This is a genomic window from Quadrisphaera sp. RL12-1S (assembly GCF_014270065.1).
Classification (GTDB): domain Bacteria; phylum Actinomycetota; class Actinomycetes; order Actinomycetales; family Quadrisphaeraceae; genus Quadrisphaera.
The window spans coordinates 40397-56193 of the sequence record NZ_JACNME010000008.1; the positions used below are offsets into that span (position 1 = coordinate 40397).

The following is a 15797-nucleotide window of genomic DNA, read 5'->3' on the forward strand; positions in this document are numbered from 1 at the left end:
CCCAGCGACCGTCAAGCTCTGGACGCCGGAGAGCACCCGCCCTGGTCAGGACGGGTGCTCTCCGGGGGGGCGCTGCGGCGCCCGACGATCAGCGGAAGACGACCGTGCGGTGCCCGTTCAGCTGGACGCGGTGCTGGCAGTGCCACCTCACGGCGCGCGACAGGGCCAGCGCCTCCGCGTCACGCCCGACCGTGGCCAGGGCCGCCGGGTCGTGGGAGTGGTCGATCCGGATGACCTCCTGCTCGATGATCGGGCCCTCGTCCAGGTCCGGGGTCACGTAGTGCGCCGTGGCGCCCACGAGCTTCACCCCGCGGTCGTAGGCCTGGTGGTACGGCTTGGCGCCCTTGAAGCCCGGCAGGAAGGAGTGGTGGATGTTGATGGCGCGGCCCTTGAGCGTGCGGCACGTGTCGTCGGAGAGCACCTGCATGTAGCGCGCGAGCACCACGAGGTCGGCCTCGGACTCCGTCACCAGCTCCAGCAGCCGCGCCTCGGCCTCCGGCTTGGTGGCGGCGGTGATCGGCACGTGGTGGAACGGCAGCCCCGCCGCCTCGGCCATGGGCCGCAGGTCCTCGTGGTTGGACACCACGGCCACGAGGTCGCCGCCCAGGGTGTCCGAGCGCCAGCGGAAGACGAGGTCGTTCAGGCAGTGGCCCATCTTGGACACCATGACGAGCACCCGGGGGCGCTCGCCGCCGCTGAAGCTGACGTCCATGCCGTACTTGGCGGCGATGGGGGCGAAGGCCGCTTCGAGGCGGGCGACGTCGACGTCGCCGTCCACGCTGGCGAAGGCGGTGCGCGAGAACAGGCGACCGCTGTGGGGGTCGTCGAACTGCTGGTGCTCCACGATGTCGTGGCCCTGCTGGTACAGGAACGACGTCACGGCGTTGACGATGCCCGGCTGCTGGGGGCAGCTGAGGGCGAGCACCGCGGTGCGGGGGGCCCCGGAGGCCGGGGCGGCCACCGGGGCGGCAGGTGCGGTCGTGGTCACGAGGTGCCTCCTCAGCACTCGACGATGTTCAGCGCGAGGCCGCCGCGCGCGGTCTCCTTGTACTTGTCCTTCATGTCCGCGCCGGTCTCGCGCATCGTCTTGATGGCCTTGTCCAGCGGGACGTGGTGCGCTCCGTCGCCGCGGACCGCCATGCGCGCCGCGGTGATGGCCTTCACGGAGCCGACGGCGTTGCGCTCGATGCAGGGGATCTGCACCAGCCCGCCGACGGGGTCGCAGGTCAGCCCGAGGTTGTGCTCGATGCCGATCTCTGCGGCGTTCTCCACCTGCAGGGGGTTGCCGCCGATGACCTCGGCCAGACCGGCAGCGGCCATCGAGCACGCCGAACCGACCTCGCCCTGGCACCCGACCTCGGCGCCGGAGATGGACGCGTTGAGCTTGAAGAGCATCCCGATCGCCCCGGCGGTGAGCAGGAAGCGCACCACGCCGTCGTCGTCGGCGCCCTCCACGAACCGCTCGTAGTAGTGCAGGACCGCCGGGATGATCCCCGCGGCGCCGTTGGTGGGGGCGGTGACCACCCGGCCTCCCGCGGCGTTCTCCTCGTTGACCGCCAGCGCGTACAGCGTCACCCACTCCAGGGCGCGCAGCGGGTCGCGCTCGTCGGCCTCCAGCTCCAGGCGGGCCTTGAGCGCGGCGGCGCGCCGCCGGACCTTGAGCCCGCCGGGCAGCACGCCGGTGGTCTTCGTGCCGTGCGCCACGCACTCCTGCATGACGGACCAGATGTGGAGCAGGCCCTCGCGGACCTCCGCCTCGGTCCGCCACGACAGCTCGTTGGCCATCATGACGTCGCTGATGCGCAGCCCGGTCCGCTCGGTGATCTCCAGCAGCTCCAGGCCGGTGGTGAAGGGGTGCGCCACCGGGGTCGAGTCGGGGACCAGCTGGGGCTGGCCCGCCTCGTCCTCGTCGAGCACGAAGCCGCCGCCCACCGAGTAGTAGTGCCGCTCGGCGAGCACCTCCCCGTCCGCGCCGTGGGCGCGGAAGACCATGCCGTTGCTGTGGAACTCCAGCCGCTTGCGGCGGTGGAGCACCACGTCCTCGTCGACGTCGAAGGGCAGGACCGGGCCGCCCTCACCGCCCAGGCGCAGCAGCCCCTCCTCCCGGGCCCGCGCCACCAGCGGCGCCGCGGCCACGGGGTCGACCAGGTGCGGCTGCTCGCCGGACAGGCCCAGCACCACCGCGCCGAGGCTGCCGTGCCCGTGGCCCGTGGCCCCGAGGGAGCCGAACAGCTCGCAGCGGACCCGGGCGGTCCGGCCCAGCAGCCCGGAGGTGCGCAGCCGCTCCACGAAGGTCCAGGCGGCCTTCATCGGGCCCACGGTGTGCGAGCTCGAAGGCCCGATGCCGACCTTGAACAGGTCGAAGACGCTCAGGCTCACCGGCGGATCCGCGCCATCTCGGGGTCGACCAGCGGCTCTGCGGCGACGGTCGCCGCGACCGGCTTCCCGAAGTACTCGATCTCGACCCTGCTGCCGACCGACGCCGCCGAGGCGGGCAGCCAGGCGTAGGCGATCGGGCGGCCGACGGTGTGGCCGAAGGCCGCGCTGGTGACGTACCCGGCCGGCTGGCCGTCCACGAGCACCGGCTCCGAGCCGAGCACCACGGTGGTGCCGTCGTCGATGGTCAGGCACGCGAGCCTGCGCGCGGCGGTGTCCTCGCTGCGCCCGGCGATCGCCTCGCTGCCGGTGAAGGTGCCGGTGGCCGAGCGCACGGCGAAGCCGAGGCCGGCCTCGTACGGGTCGTGCTCGGTGGTCATGTCCGAGCCCCAGGAGCGGTAGCCCTTCTCCAGCCGGAGGCTGTTGAAGGCCGCGCGACCGGCGGCGATGACGCCGAGGTCCTGGCCTGCGGCGAACAGGGCGTCCCACAGCCGCTGGCCGTTGTCGGCGGTGGTGTAGATCTCCCAGCCGAGCTCGCCGACGTAGGACAGGCGCAGCGCCGTCACGGGCACGCCGGCGATGCGGGCGCGGGTGCCGCGGAAGTACTTCAGGCCCTCGTTGCTGAAGTCGTCGGTGGACAGGCGCTCCACGAGCGTGCGGGCGTTCGGGCCCCACAGGCCGATGCAGCAGGTCTCCCCGGTGGTGTCACGCACCTGGACCCTGTCCTGCAGACCGGCCCTGCGGACCTCGTCGAGCAGGTGGACGACGTCCTGGTTGCCGTTGGCGCCCACCTGGAACAGCTGCTCGCCCAGGCGCGCCACCGTGACGTCGCTGCGGATGCCGCCGGCCTCGTCCAGCCACAGCGTGTAGGTCACCGCCCCGACGGACTTGTCCATCTTGCCGGTGCTCATGCGCTCGAGGAGCCCCAGGGCACCGGGACCGGAGACCTCGATGCGCTTGAGCGCGGTCATGTCGTACATCGCGACGGCGGTGCGGGTCTTCCACGCCTCGGCGGCGGCGATCGGCGAGTGGAACTTCGCGGCCCACGCGTCGCGCGCCGGCGGGGTCCACTCGGCGGGCAGCTGCTCGACGAGGCCGGCGTTGGCCTCGTACCAGTGCGGGCGCTCCCAGCCGGAGGCCTCCAGGAAGACCGCGCCCAGCTCCACCTGGCGGGCGTGGAAGGGGCTGACCCGCAGGTCGCGCGGTGACTCCTTGGGCTGCAGCGGGTGGAGGATGTCGTAGATCTCGCGGAAGTTCTGCTGCGAGGTCTCGCTGACGTAGGCCTCGTCGAGCTGCACCTCCTCGAAGCGGTGCACGTCGAGGGCGTGCAGGTCGTACTCCGAGCGCCCGTCGACCAGCAGCTGCGCCACGGCCTTGGCCACACCGGCGGAGTGGGTGACCCACACGGCCTCGGCCACGAAGAAGCCCGCGACCTCCTTGCTCTCCCCCACCAGCGAGCCGCCGTCGGGGGTGAAGGAGAAGACGCCGTTGAAGCCCTCCTCCACCTTCGCCTCGGCCAGCGCCGGGAGCAGCTTCCTCGCGTCCTCGAAGGCGGGGGCGAAGTCCTCCTCGGTGAAGGGGAGCATCGACGGCATCGAGGACGCCGAGACCTCGTCGGAGGAGTCGAGGGAGTCCAGCCGCACGGGCATGGGGCGGTGGGCGTAGGAGCCGATGCCGACCCGGTCGCCGTGCTCGCGGAAGTACAGGTCGGCGTCCTGGTGGCGCAGGATGGGCAGGCCCGCCTCGGCGAGCTCGGTGTTGCGGCCCACGAGCTCGCGCACCTGGCCGGTCTTCGCGTACTGGTGGGCCAGGGGCAGCAGCGGCACGTCCATGCCCACCATCGCGCCGACCTTCGGGCCCCAGAACCCGGCGCAGGAGACCACGACGTCGGCGGGGAGCACGCCGTCGGCCGTGGTCACCCCGGTGACGCGGCCGCCGGACTGCTCCACCCCGAGCACCTCGGTCTGTCCGCGGAAGACCGCGCCGCGGGCCGAGGCCCGCGCCATCAGCGCGACGACGGCGCGGTGCGCCTTGGCCAGGCCGTCGCTGGGCACGTGCAGGCCGCCGAGCACCTGCTCCGGGTCGACCAGCGGGTGCAGGGCCGCGCACTCGGCGGGCGAGAGGATCCGCGCGTCGCCGATGCCCCACGAGCGGGTCCAGCCGCGGCGGCGCTCCAGCTCGGCCAGCCGCTCGGGCGTGGTGGCCACCTCCAGGCCGCCGACCTGGTTGAAGCACCACGCCCCGTCGACGTCGAGGGACTTCAGCTTCTCGACGGTGTAGGAGGCCAGGCGGGCCATGGTCTGGGAGGAGTTGGTCTGGAAGACCAGACCCGGGGCGTGCGAGGTGGAGCCGCCCGCCAGGGGCAGCGGCCCCTGGTCGAGCACCGTGATGCGGTCCCAGCCGCGCTCGGTGAGCTCGTCGGCGAGGTTGGCCCCGACGATGCCGGCACCGATGATCACCACTCGGGGTGAGGAGGTCATGTCCGTCTCCTGGCTGCTGCGGTCTGGGTGGCTGGGTGGCTGGGTGGCGTGCGCTCAGGCGCCCGCGGTGCGGTGCTCGGTGGCGGCGTCGGCGAGCCAGTCGGCGAGGTAGCGCGCGAAGGACGAGCGCACCAGCACCTCGTAGTCCAGCCCGTCGCCGCCGAGGGCGAGGAGGATCACGCCGGCCTGGCCGAGCAGCGTCTGGGCGGCGCTGCCCTCGTGGAACACGGAGGGGTGCGTGTCGGTGGCGCACCCGGCCGCGAGCAGCTCCCGGGCGTGCGGCCCCTGCAGCCGCAGGCAGACGCGCTGCGCCGAGACGTCCACGGCGGCGCCTCCCAGGGGGGCGGCGGCGGAGCGCAGCCGCTCCTCCAGCTCCCAGGAGCGGGCCGAGGGGTCGGTCACCAGCCACTCGTCGGGGCTCAGCCAGACCACGCGGCCACCAGAGGGGGTGGCGACCCAGGTGCCGGGGCGCGCCGGCAGCGGCACGCCCAGCTCCCGGGCCAGGGCGTCCGCCGACGGCCCCGGCAGCGCGGCGCGGACCTGCACCATCGCCGCCACCGGCTCCACCCGGACGGTCCCGGCGGTGGCCTCGGTCAGGTCGGGCCGGGCGTCGAGGGGGTGGGTGCTCGGAAGGGTGCGCGGAAGCGGCACCAGGGTGGCGGTCGGGTCAGCCATCGCGGCGAGCTCCTTCGGGGTCGACCAGGACGGGGCCGGTCACCTCGGCGGCGACGAGGCGGCCCTTGACGGGGACGTGCACCAGCTGGCCGGCGCGGGCGCGCCCGCCCTTGAGCAGCGCCAGGGCGAACGGGCGCTCGAGGTGCGCGCTGCGGTAGCTGGAGGTGACGTGGCCGAGCATCGGCACCGGCGGGGCGGGCAGGACGCCGTCCTCGGAGTGCTCGACGATCTGCGAGCCCTCCGGCAGCACGGTGGTGCCGTCGACCGGGAGCAGGCCGACGAGGTGCTTGCGGTCGGCGCGCTGGTTGTCGGCGCGGGCGAAGGAGCGCTTGCCCACGAAGTCGACCTTCTTCTTGGACACTACCCAGTCCATGCCGAGGTCCTGCGGGGTGACGGTGCCGTCGGTGTCCTGCCCGATGATCGGGTAGCCCTTCTCGGCCCGGAGCACGTGCATGGTCTCCGTGCCGTAGGGGGTGATCCCGTACGGGGCGCCGGCCGCGACGAGACGCTCCCAGACGGCCAGCCCGTGGCGGGCGTCCACGTGGACCTCCCAGGCGAGCTCGCCGGAGAAGCTGATCCGCGCCAGGCGGACCGGCACGCCCTCGAGGGTGGTGTCGCGCCAGGTCATGAACCCGAAGGCCTCGTTGCTGGCGTCCACGTCCCCGCCGGCGCTGGGCCCGAAGACCGCGGCGATGACGTCGCGCGAGCGCGGGCCCACCACGGGGAACGCCGCCCACTGCTCGGTGACCGACGCCAGGTGCACGGCCAGCTCGGGCCACTCGGTCTGGTGCCACTCCTCCATCCAGTCGAGCACCTTGGCGGCACCGCCGGTGGTGGTCATCACCAGGAAGCGGTCCTCGGCGACGCGCAGCACGGTGCCGTCGTCGATGACCATCCCGTCAGCACCGCACATCACCCCGTAGCGCACCTTGCCGACGGCGAGGCTGCTCATGAGGTTGGTGTACAGGCGGTCCAGGAGCTCCCCGGCGTCCGGGCCCTGCACGTCGATCTTGCCCAGGGTGGAGCCGTCGAGGATGCCGACGGACGTCCGGGCCGCGGCGCACTCGCGCAGCACGGCGGTCTCCATGTCCTCGCCCGCCAGCGGGTAGTACCGCGGGCGCTTCCACTGGCCGACGTCCTCCCAGACCGCGCCCTGCTGGACGTGCCAGTCGTGCACGGAGGTGGTGCGGACCGGGTCGAACAGCTGGCCGCGGTCGCGGCCGGCGAGCGTGGCGAAGGCGACCGGGGTGTACGGCGGGCGGAAGGTGGTGGTGCCCACCGACTCCGGCGCGGACCCCAGCAGCTCGGCGATGATCCCCGAGGCCACGATCCCGGACGTCTTGCCCTGGTCGTGCGCGGTCCCGATGGTCGTGTACCGCTTGACGTGCTCGGGCGAGCGCAGGCCGGCGCCGAGCGCTCGCTCGACGTCGGCGACCGTGGCGTCCCGCTGGACGTCCACGAACTGGCGGCTGCTGTCTCCGGAGGGGTCCGGCACCACCCACACGAGGTCGGGGTCGGTCACGGGGGGCTGGGCGGGCGCCGAGGGCACCGGGACGGCGGTGACGTCCAGGCCGATCTCGGCCAGGGCCGTGGCGGCGGAGGCGCCCCCCTGGCGCAGGCAGGTCTGCAGGTCGAAGGCGCCTGCGCCGGAGCCGGCGACCAGCAGGTCCTCCAGGCGCTCGGCAGGCAGGAACGCCCCCAGCCGCGCGTCGAAGGAGAGCTTGCCGCGGGCCTGGCTGTGCAGGTGCACGGCGGGGTTCCAGCCGCCGCTGACCAGCAGCAGGTCGCACTCGAGCACCTCGGGCGCCGGCTGGCCGGCCGAGGAGCGGGCGCCCGCGGCGAGGCCCGCACGGTCGAAGGGCCCGACGAGGGCGGCGCTGACCCGCTCGGTGCCCCGGGTGCCGACGACGGCGCTGCCCGTGCGGACGCGGATGCCGCGCCGCTGGCACTCAGCCGCCCAGTGCGCGGGGGCGGCCTCACGGGTGTCGACGACGGCCGCGACCTCCACGCCGGCGTCCGCGAGGTCCACGGCGGCGCGGTAGGCGCTGTCGTTGGTGGTGAAGACCACCGCGCGCGAGCCGGCGCGCACGCCGTACCGGTGCAGGTAGGTGCGGGCGGCGCCGGCGAGCATGGTCCCGGGCCGGTCGTTGTCGGTGAAGACCACGGGGCGCTCGTGGGCGCCGGGCGCCACGACCGTGCGGCGGGCCCGCACGCGCCAGACGCGCTGGCGCGAGACCCCCTCGGGGGCCTGCCCGCCGAGGTGGTCGGTGCGGCGCTCCACCGCGAGCGCGAAGCCGTCGTCGTAGACGCCGAAGACGGTGGTCCGCTGCAGGTGCACCACCTCCGGGGCGGCGGCGAGCTCGGCGACGGCGTCCGCCACCCACTCCAGCGCCGGGCGGCCGTCGAGCAGCTCGTCGGAGCCGAGCAGGGAGCCGCCGGCCTCGGACTGCTCGTCCAGCAGCGCCACGCGCGCTCCCGAGCGGGCCGCGGTCAGCGCGGCCTGCAGGCCCGCCGGACCGGCGCCCACCACGAGCAGGTCGACGTGCAGGTGCCGGGAGTCGTAGCGGGCGGAGTCGGCGATGTCGGCGAGGCGCCCCTGGCCGGGCACGCCGTCGGCCACGAGCCCCTCGAAGACCTCCACGGTGCTGGCCAGGAGCATCGGGTCCGGGAAGGGCTCCTCCACCTGGACCAGGCTGCTGGGGTCCTCGGCCCACGCGGCGCCGATGCCGCGGGGGCGGCCCAGCTTGATGCTGGTGGCGATCTGGTGGACGCCGTCGGCGAGCAGCGCGGAGGACAGCGTGTCCCCGCGGTAGCCGGTGTGCTCGACGCCGGCGAAGGTGAACCGCACCGGCGTGCTGCGGTCCACGCGACCGCCGGTGGCCGTGCGGAAGGGCGCCCGCGGGCCGGCGGGCGTCGTCGTGGGGGTCGTCTCGCTCATGCGGTCACCGGCCGGGGCTCGTCGGGGCGGTAGGTGGCGTGGAAGCGGTACGTCACCGTGTCGCGCACGGCGTTGAACCACTTGCGGCAGCCGGAGCTGTGCGACCAGCGCTCGGCGTACAGGCCGCGGGTGTTGTCGCGGAAGAACAGGTAGTGGGCCCACTCCTCGTCGCTCAGCGCTGCCGGCTCGGAGGGGTAGGGCACGTGGGCCTGCCCGCCGTAGTGGAACTCGACCTCCTCGCGGGGCCCGCACCACGGGCACTGGATCATCTGCACGTCGGGTCTCCTGGGTCTGCGGGTCGGCGGGGGCGTCAGTGGGCGACGGCGGCGGCGCCGTGCTCGTCCACGAGGCGGCCGGTGACGAAGCGGTCGAGGGAGAAGGGCGCCGCGTAGGGGTGCGGCTCGTCGTTGGCGATGGTGTCCGCGAACACCCAGCCGACGCCGGGGGTGGCCTTGAAGCCGCCGGTCCCCCAGCCGCAGTTGAGGAAGACGTTGTCGTACGGGGTGCGCCCGACGATGGGCGAGGCGTCGGGGGTGGTGTCCACGATGCCGCCCCACGTCCGCAGGAGGTGCGCTCGCGCGAAGACGGGGAACAGCTCCACCGCGGCGGCCATCTGCCGCTCGATGACGTGGAACGCGCCGCGCTGCCCGTAGCCGTTGTACGCGTCGACGCCGGCGCCCATGACCAGCTCGCCCTTGTGGGCCTGCGACACGTACACGTGCACGGCGTTGGACATGACGATCGTCGGGTGCACGGGCTCGAGGAGCTCGGAGACCAGCGCCTGCAGCGGGTGGGACTGGATCGGCACGCGCAGGCCCAGCATGTCCGTGAGCACCGAGGTGCTGCCGGCCGCGGCCAGGGCCACCTTCCCGCAGGCGATGTCGCCGCGGGTGGTGCGCACGCCCGTGACGCGGTTGCCGTCCCGCAGGAAGCCGGTGACCTCGCAGCCCTGGATGATGTCGACGCCGGCCTCGTCGATGCGCCGGGCGAAGCCCCAGCCCACGTAGTCGTGCTTGGCGATGCCGGCGCGGGGCTGGTAGGTGGCGCCCAGCACCGGGTAGCGGATGTCGGAGGAGGTGTTGACGATCGGGCAGACCTTGCGGACCTCGTCAGGCTCCAGCCACTCGGCGTCGACGCCGTTGAGGACGTTCGCCTCGACGCGGCGCACGCTGTCGCGCACGTCCTGCAGCGTGTGCGCGAGGTTGAGCACGCCGCGCTGGCTGAACAGGATCGGGTAGCCCAGGTCCTCCTCGAGGCCCTCCCACAGCTTGAGGGAGTGCTCGTAGATGGCCGCGGACTCGTCCCACAGGTAGTTGGACCGGATGAGCGTGGTGTTGCGGGCCATGTTGCCGCCCGCCAGCCAGCCCTTCTCCAGCACCGCGACGTTGGTGATCCCGTGGTTCTTCACGAGGTAGTGCGCCGTGGCCAGGCCGTGGCCGCCACCGCCGACGATGACGACGTCGTACGCCTTCTTCGGCTCCGGGTCCTTCCAGAGGAAGTCCGGGTGCTCCGGCAGGTCCGCGCCCGGGGTGCGGGGCGGGGTGCCGTGCAGCCGACCCTCGGCGGCAGCGGCGGGGGTGTGGGGAACGGCGTCGTCCGGGTCGGTCGAGAAGGCGTCGACGGTGGTCATCGGCTCGTCTCCCTGGTCTGGCTGGCGGCTGGCTGGCGGCTGGCTGGCGGCTGGGCGGCGGTGCGGGCTGCTGCGGAGGGGCCTGTGCTAAGAAGACTGATGTATCAGTTGTCTGTAACGTAGGCACCGCGCCCCCTCCGGTCAAGGGGGGGACGCGATCTCGAGAGGGGTTGGCATGAGGACCGAGGCGCCCGTCCCACCGCACCCCGGGCGCGCGCCCGCGCCGCTCGGGGACGCCGTCGTCGACCACGTCGTGCCCGCGGCGGCCCCGCTGCCCGACCCGGCCGCCGCCGAGCGGGCCGTGGCCGACCTGCTGGCCGCCCTGGGCCTGGACGCCGGGTCGCCCGGTCTGCTGGACACGCCCCGCCGCGTGGCCCGCGCCTACGCCGAGCTGCTCACCCCGGAGCCGTTCGCGCTGACCACCTTCCCCAACGACGAGGGGTACGACGAGCTCGTGGTCGTCGGGGACATCCCGTTCACGTCCCTGTGCGAGCACCACCTCCTGCCCTTCGCCGGAGTGGCCCACGTCGGGTACCTCCCGGGCGCCCGCGTGGTGGGGCTGTCCAAGCTGGCGCGGGCCGTGGAGGCCCTGTCACGGCGACCCCAGGTGCAGGAGCGCCTCACGTGCCAGGTGGCGGACCTGCTGCAGGAGGCCCTGGACCCCGAGGGCGTGGGGGTGGTGCTCGAGGCGGAGCACAGCTGCATGTCCCTGCGCGGCGTGCGCGCCACCGGAGCCACCACCAGGACGTCGGCGCTGCGGGGGCGCGTGCGCAGCGACGCCCGCACGCGGGCGGAGTTCCTCGACCTCGCCCGGCGGGGGCGGTCGTGACGACCGCGGCGGAGCGGCCGCGCGCCCGCACCCGGCGGGGCGGCTCCACCAGGACCGCGCGAGCCGCTCACCCCTACAGTTGGAGGGTGGAGCAGGTCTCGGGCCTTCGCGAGGAGCGCTACTCGTCGCTGGCCGAGCGGGCGTACGCGGAGATCCGCGACCGCCTGATCATGCTCGACATCCGCCCCAACGAGCCCCTCGACGACGACGCGCTCGCCGAGCAGCTGCAGATGGGCAAGACGCCCGTGCGCGAGGCCATCAAGCGGCTCGAGGTGGACCGCCTCATCGTCACCTACCCGCGCCGGGGCACGTTCGCGACCGGGGTCGACATCACCGACCTCGCGCACATCTCCGAGGTCCGCTCGCTGCTGGAGCCGCTGGCCGCCCAGCGGGCGGCGGAGCGCGCGACACCCGCCGAGACCCAGGAGCTGCTGGACCTGGCAGACCGGCTGGAGCAGCTGGACCTCACCACGACCAGCAACCACGACCTCATCTACTACGACGCGCAGGTGCACCGGACCATCTACCGCGTGGCCGGGAACCCGCACCTCGAGGACGCGCTGGTCCGGCACCACAACCTGGCCACCCGGATCTTCTGCCTGTTCCTGGACCGCATGCCCGCGGTCGACGGCCACGTCCTCGAGCACGTCGAGCTGCTGCGCGGCATCGCCGCCGGGGACGGCGCGGCCTCCGCTGCCCGTGCCGCCGAGCACGTCCGCGGCTTCGAGGTGGCCGTCCGCTCCGTCATCTGAGGCCCGTCCCCGCTCCCCCGCGGCGGCGGGTGGACGAGGGGGCCGGACGGTGGATGACGCTCGTCCTCGCCCCACGCGATGACCGCGCGGCGCTCAAGGTGGGCCGGCGACGTCCCGACGCTGTGAGTACCCCCGAGGAGACGGGGCGTGCTCCGCGCCGGAAGGACCCACCCTCACATGACGACGATCAAGGCCTCCTGCCCCACCTGCGGCGATGTGGAGCTGACCCCGCCCCAGGTGCGACTGGTGGTCTGCACCGTCTCGGCGTGGAGCTTCTACGCGTTCGACTGCCCGGACTGCGCTGACGAGGTGCGCAAGCACGCCAGCGACGACGTCGTGCGCCTCCTGACCACCGGTGGGGTCTCCTCGGAGCACTGGTCCGTGCCTGCCGAGGCGCTCGAGGAGCACACCGGCTCGACCATCAGCTGGGACGACGTCCTCGACTTCACGCTCTCCCTGGAGACGGTCGACCTCGTGGCCGCGGCGGCCTCGGCGGTGCTGCGCCCCCGCCACGTCGGCTGAGCACAGCGCCGAGCGCCTGACCACGGGCCTCTGGTCCCTGCGGACCCGTCGCCGTCGCGGCGGGTCTCAGCCCCGCGAGCGCGCGGCGGTGCGCTGGCGCGCGCGCTCGAGGGCCGCCCGCAGCGGCTCGTCCAGGGACCTGTCGCTGGGTGCGGCCGCCACGAGCACCCCGATGTCGCGCACCTTGACGTTGCGGTCCTGGCTCATCACGACCATCGCCCCGAAGGCCTCCTCCGCGGTGCACCCCAGCCGGCTGGCCACCGCGCCCTTGGCCTGCTCGATGGCGGCACGGGACTGCATGGCCAGCGTGAGGTTCTCCACCTCCGACTCCAGGTCGGCGGTGCGCCGAGCCGCCGCCAGCACCGCTGACGCGGCCTGCGCGAACGCCACGGCGCTCTCGACGTCCGGTCCACCGGCGGCGTCGCCGTAGGCGCTCACCACGCCCATCACGCGGTCGCCGTCGCGCAGCGGCACCGACACCGCTGCCCGCGCTCCTCCCCCGGCTGCGCGCTGCGCCAGCCGCGGCCAGCGCTCGTCCCGGGTCAGGTCCGCGGTCCACGCGGGCTCACCGGTGCTGTGCGCGAGCGCGGCCGGCCCCTCGTCGGCGGCCCACTGGGCCCCGTCGGCGGCCTGAGCCAGGGCGCCGTCCGCTGCGCTGTCGGTCGGCTGGGCGGGCTCACCGGTGCTCGCGCTGCCCGCGGCGGCACCGGGCACCGCGACCGTGACGGCGGAGGCGACGGCGGCCAGCAGCTGGTGCCTCGACGCGCCCGTGACCGCCAGCCGCACGAGCGCGGCGACCCGCCGCAGCGGCTCACCCCCGGCGGGCCCGGCCGACCGCGGGGCGGCGTCGCGAGCGACGTCGACCTCTCCGGGCAGGGCGGCACCCTCGGCGGGCAGCACCACCACCAGCCGGCGGTCACCTCGTTCGCAGGGGCAGGGCGTGACGACCGCGTGCACCTCCCGCGAGGAGCCCTCCCGGGGCACGAGGCGCAGGCGCGCGGTGACGGTCCCCTCACGTCCGGCGCGGGCGAGCAGCGACCTGGCCAGGGGGCGGTCCTCGGCGGCGACGAAGGCCTGAACGGGAGTGCGCAGGAGCGCCGCGGCGGTGCTGGCGAGCAGCTCGGAGGCGGCGGGGTTGGAGTGCACGATGCCGCCGTCGGCGTCGGTGGTGACGATCGGCGTGGGCAGGGAGTGCAGGAGCCACCCGACCAGGTCCTCGGCGTCCTCCGGCTGCGTCCCGGGGCCCGCGACCTCGCGCTGCGGGGTGGGCCGCTGCAGGCGCTGTTCCAGCGGGTGTGCCGACGGCGTGGGCGGCGTCGGCGTGGATGAAGGCTGAGCGGACACCAGGGATCGCCCTTCGGAGGAAGCTGTCACCTGGTTTCGATGCTCCGCCAGTGTGCCAGGCGCCTCCCAGGTCCGGGACGGGTGTTCGGCACCCGGCTGTCACCCGGGTGTCAGCCGGGTGTCACCCGGAGCCGGGGAGCAGCGCCGCGACCGCCTCGACGACCCGACGACCCGAACCGGCGACGCTCGTCCGGGTCGTGTCCACCACCGGCACGGACCAGCGCGGGTCACCTCGCCGCCAGCTCGTCCAGCGGTCCCACCGCATGGCCGCCCAGCCGCCGTCCACCAGCACGTGCTGGCGGGCCGACGGGTCGGCGGCGTGCTCGCGGTGCCACTGCGCCCACCCGAGGAACGCCCCGCGGGCCTGGTGGTCCCAGCGCTCGCCGTCCCGCTCGGCCAGGCGGGAGAGCCGCTCGTCGTCGTCGACGTCGAGGAGCAGCGCCGCGGCGCCGTCCAGCGCCGGGGCGGACGGGCACGCCAGCAGCTCCCCCCAGGGGGACTGGGAGGCGAGGACCAGGTGCAGGCCTCCGCGCTGGAGGTCGAGGGCCCGCCTCACCCACCCCTCGAGCGCCTCCTGTCGCCAGGCGGTGCCGGCGCCGGAGGGCACGCCCACCTCGTCGGCATCGTGCACCGCCACGCGCCCGCGCAGCTGCTCGGCCGAGCGCAGGGCGCCCAGCGCGGTCGTCTTGCCCGAGCACGCGGAGCCGCTGAGGAGCACCAGCACACCCCGCAGCCTGCTGCCCCGCCACCTCGCGGCGCACCGGGTTTCCCCGTGGCAGGGTGTCCGGCGTGCGGCTCGTCCTGCTCGGTGGCGCTCCCGGCGTGGGCAAGAGCGCCGTGGCCCGCGCCGTCCTGGCGCGCCACGCGGGTCCGGTGGGCAGCGCCCCGCTGCTGCAGTGGGTGGACGTCGACGCGCTCTGGATGCACCAGCCGTGGCGCGTCGACGGCGCGATGCGCGCTCTGGTGGCCAGCAACCTGGGTGCCGTGCTGACCGGTGCGGCCGGTGCCGGCGTCGAGGTGGCGCTGGTGACGTGGACCTTCCACACCGAGGAGCTGCGCGACGTGGTCCGGGGCGCCTGCCCGGCCAGCTCGTCGACGACCGTGCAGCTGGTGGCACAGGAGGCGGCCTGGCGCCAGCGCTTCAGCGCTGACCCCGCTCGGGGTGCCCCGGACGCCTTCTACGAGCAGCGGTACGCCGCGGCGCAGGCGGCTGCGCGGGACGCCGACGTCGTCGTCGACACCACCGGCCGGACCATCGACGCGTGCGCTGATGACGTCGGCCGGGTCACGCTCAGCCGATGAGCGTCCCGAGCGCGGCCAGCGCGACAGGGCAGGATGGTCCCGTGATCACCGCCGTCCGTCGCGCCTGGCCCTGGGCGCTCGCCGCTGCCCTGGTGGTGATCGGCGTGGTGCTCGTCGCGACGGGCGGCGCAGCGCTCTACAGCGTGGTCTCGGCCTCGTACGAGCCAGCTCCCGTGGGCGGGGTGGTGCCCGGGCCGCTCATCATCGACGACCAGCAGCTGTACGGCGCCCTGGTGGTGCTGGCGGGCCTGCTGCTGCTGGCCGGGCTGACCGGTCACCGCCTCGGCGCGCGCCGGTGACGACGGCGGACCCCGCGGCGCTCTGGCGCCGGGTGGCCACGGCCCAGCACGGGGTCGACTACGCCGAGGTCTACGCCGAGCGCTTCCGGGCGCTGGCCGCAGACGGTGAGGACGTGCACGGGGAGGCGCGGTGCGTGCAGCGACTGCTGCCGCCGCCGGCACGGGTGCTCGACGCCGGCTGCGGCACCGGACGCGTGGCGGTCCGCCTGGCGGAGCTGGGCTACGACGTGGTCGGGTGCGACCCGGACCCCGCCATGGTCGACGTCGCCCGGCGCACCCGCCCGGACCTGCCCTGGCTGGTGGCCGACCTGGCCGTGGTCACCCCGGAGGCCGCCGGGGGCGCGGTCGACGCGGTGGTGCTGGCCGGCAACGTGGTGCCGTTCCTCGGGGCGTCGCTGACGGGGGCCGCGCGCAGCTGTGCGCGACTGCTGCGACCGGGAGGGCTGCTGGTGGCGGGCTTCGGGCTCGACGCCGAGCACCTGCCGGAGGGCTGCGAGGCCGTGCCCCTCGTCGTCGTCCTGGAGGTCTTCGCCCAGGCCGGGCTGGTGCTGGAGCAGCGGTGGACGTCGTGGGACGGCGGCCCCGGCACCGGTGACCCGGCGGCGGACGGGTACGCGGTGGTCGTCCTGCGGACGCGGTGACGCCCGGCG

The 15797-nt window shown here is 74.6% G+C and carries 15 protein-coding genes; 6 read left to right on the top strand and 9 right to left on the bottom strand.

Annotated elements, in window-relative coordinates:
- Positions 1-88: 88 nt before the first annotated feature.
- Genes purU through H7K62_RS14905 form a run of 7 tightly spaced genes read right to left on the bottom strand, consistent with a single transcriptional unit; the run spans position 89 to position 10099 of the window.
- Positions 89-988, bottom strand: a complete 900-nt coding sequence (gene purU / locus H7K62_RS14875; RefSeq protein WP_370591792.1) for a formyltetrahydrofolate deformylase — start codon at positions 986-988, stop codon at positions 89-91.
- An 11-nt stretch (positions 989-999) separates the two neighbouring features.
- On the bottom strand, positions 1000-2379 hold the full coding sequence (locus tag H7K62_RS14880; protein ID WP_186719680.1) for an L-serine ammonia-lyase: 1380 nt from the start codon (positions 2377-2379) through the stop codon (positions 1000-1002).
- A complete protein-coding gene (locus tag H7K62_RS14885) occupies positions 2376-4856 on the bottom strand; it encodes a GcvT family protein (protein ID WP_186719682.1) in 2481 nt (826 codons plus the stop codon). The genes H7K62_RS14880 and H7K62_RS14885 overlap by 4 nt, the downstream gene beginning before the upstream one ends.
- A 54-nt stretch (positions 4857-4910) precedes the next feature.
- Positions 4911-5531 (bottom strand): sarcosine oxidase subunit gamma, encoded by a 621-nt coding sequence (locus H7K62_RS14890; RefSeq protein WP_186719684.1) that lies wholly within the window; start codon positions 5529-5531, stop codon positions 4911-4913.
- Entirely contained in the window at positions 5524-8469 is a 2946-nt protein-coding gene (locus H7K62_RS14895) for a glycine cleavage T C-terminal barrel domain-containing protein (RefSeq protein WP_186719686.1), read from the bottom strand. Before H7K62_RS14895 ends, H7K62_RS14890 begins: the two co-directional genes overlap by 8 nt.
- Positions 8466-8744, bottom strand: coding sequence for a sarcosine oxidase subunit delta (locus H7K62_RS14900; protein ID WP_186719688.1), 279 nt, complete (start codon positions 8742-8744; stop codon positions 8466-8468). The genes H7K62_RS14895 and H7K62_RS14900 overlap by 4 nt, the downstream gene beginning before the upstream one ends.
- Positions 8745-8779: 35 nt before the next feature.
- A complete protein-coding gene (locus H7K62_RS14905; RefSeq protein ID WP_186719690.1) occupies positions 8780-10099 on the bottom strand; it encodes a sarcosine oxidase subunit beta family protein in 1320 nt (439 codons plus the stop codon).
- Positions 10100-10274: 175 nt separating this feature from the next.
- On the opposite strand from H7K62_RS14905, the gene folE reads away from it, so the two are divergent.
- The 3 genes from folE to H7K62_RS14920 all read left to right on the top strand — a co-directional run bounded on the left by folE (position 10275) and on the right by H7K62_RS14920 (position 12202).
- Positions 10275-10928, top strand: coding sequence for a GTP cyclohydrolase I FolE (gene folE / locus H7K62_RS14910; protein ID WP_186719692.1), 654 nt, complete (start codon positions 10275-10277; stop codon positions 10926-10928).
- An 86-nt stretch (positions 10929-11014) separates the two neighbouring features.
- Positions 11015-11680 (top strand): GntR family transcriptional regulator, encoded by a 666-nt coding sequence (locus H7K62_RS14915; RefSeq protein WP_222437660.1) that lies wholly within the window; start codon positions 11015-11017, stop codon positions 11678-11680.
- Positions 11681-11857: 177 nt separating this feature from the next.
- Entirely contained in the window at positions 11858-12202 is a 345-nt protein-coding gene (locus H7K62_RS14920; RefSeq protein WP_186719694.1) for a hypothetical protein, read from the top strand.
- A 66-nt stretch (positions 12203-12268) separates the two neighbouring features.
- On the opposite strand, the gene H7K62_RS14925 is transcribed toward H7K62_RS14920, so the two are convergent.
- Together H7K62_RS14925 and H7K62_RS14930 are read right to left on the bottom strand one after the other, a co-directional pair.
- On the bottom strand, positions 12269-13546 hold the full coding sequence (locus H7K62_RS14925) for an ANTAR domain-containing protein (protein WP_186719698.1): 1278 nt from the start codon (positions 13544-13546) through the stop codon (positions 12269-12271).
- Positions 13547-13667: 121 nt separating this feature from the next.
- Positions 13668-14270, bottom strand: coding sequence for a hypothetical protein (locus H7K62_RS14930; protein WP_186719699.1), 603 nt, complete (start codon positions 14268-14270; stop codon positions 13668-13670).
- 65 nt (positions 14271-14335) lie between these two features.
- Here H7K62_RS14930 and H7K62_RS14935 point away from each other — a divergent pair, with 65 nt between their 5' ends.
- From H7K62_RS14935 to H7K62_RS14945, 3 genes are read left to right on the top strand one after another with little or no spacing between them, the layout of a single operon-like run.
- Positions 14336-14848: a hypothetical protein gene (locus H7K62_RS14935; RefSeq protein ID WP_186719700.1), complete on the top strand. Its 513-nt coding sequence runs from the start codon at positions 14336-14338 to the stop codon at positions 14846-14848.
- 41 nt (positions 14849-14889) lie between these two features.
- Positions 14890-15147 (top strand): hypothetical protein, encoded by a 258-nt coding sequence (locus tag H7K62_RS24070; protein ID WP_186719702.1) that lies wholly within the window; start codon positions 14890-14892, stop codon positions 15145-15147.
- Positions 15144-15788, top strand: coding sequence for a class I SAM-dependent methyltransferase (locus H7K62_RS14945; protein WP_222437661.1), 645 nt, complete (start codon positions 15144-15146; stop codon positions 15786-15788). Before H7K62_RS24070 ends, H7K62_RS14945 begins: the two co-directional genes overlap by 4 nt.
- The last annotated feature ends 9 nt before the right edge of the window (positions 15789-15797 follow it).

What these genes read in the sequence shown, in the direction of transcription:
- H7K62_RS14885 (WP_186719682.1), bottom strand. Translation starts at nt 4,856, where the DNA reads ATGACCTCCTCACCCCGAGTGGTGATCATCGGTGCCGGCATCGTCGGG.
- H7K62_RS14890 (WP_186719684.1), bottom strand. Translation starts at nt 5,531, where the DNA reads ATGGCTGACCCGACCGCCACCCTGGTGCCGCTTCCGCGCACCCTTCCG.
- H7K62_RS14895 (WP_186719686.1), bottom strand. Translation starts at nt 8,469, where the DNA reads ATGAGCGAGACGACCCCCACGACGACGCCCGCCGGCCCGCGGGCGCCC.
- H7K62_RS14905 (WP_186719690.1), bottom strand. Translation starts at nt 10,099, where the DNA reads ATGACCACCGTCGACGCCTTCTCGACCGACCCGGACGACGCCGTTCCC.
- folE (WP_186719692.1), top strand. Translation starts at nt 10,275, where the DNA reads ATGAGGACCGAGGCGCCCGTCCCACCGCACCCCGGGCGCGCGCCCGCG.
- H7K62_RS14920 (WP_186719694.1), top strand. Translation starts at nt 11,858, where the DNA reads ATGACGACGATCAAGGCCTCCTGCCCCACCTGCGGCGATGTGGAGCTG.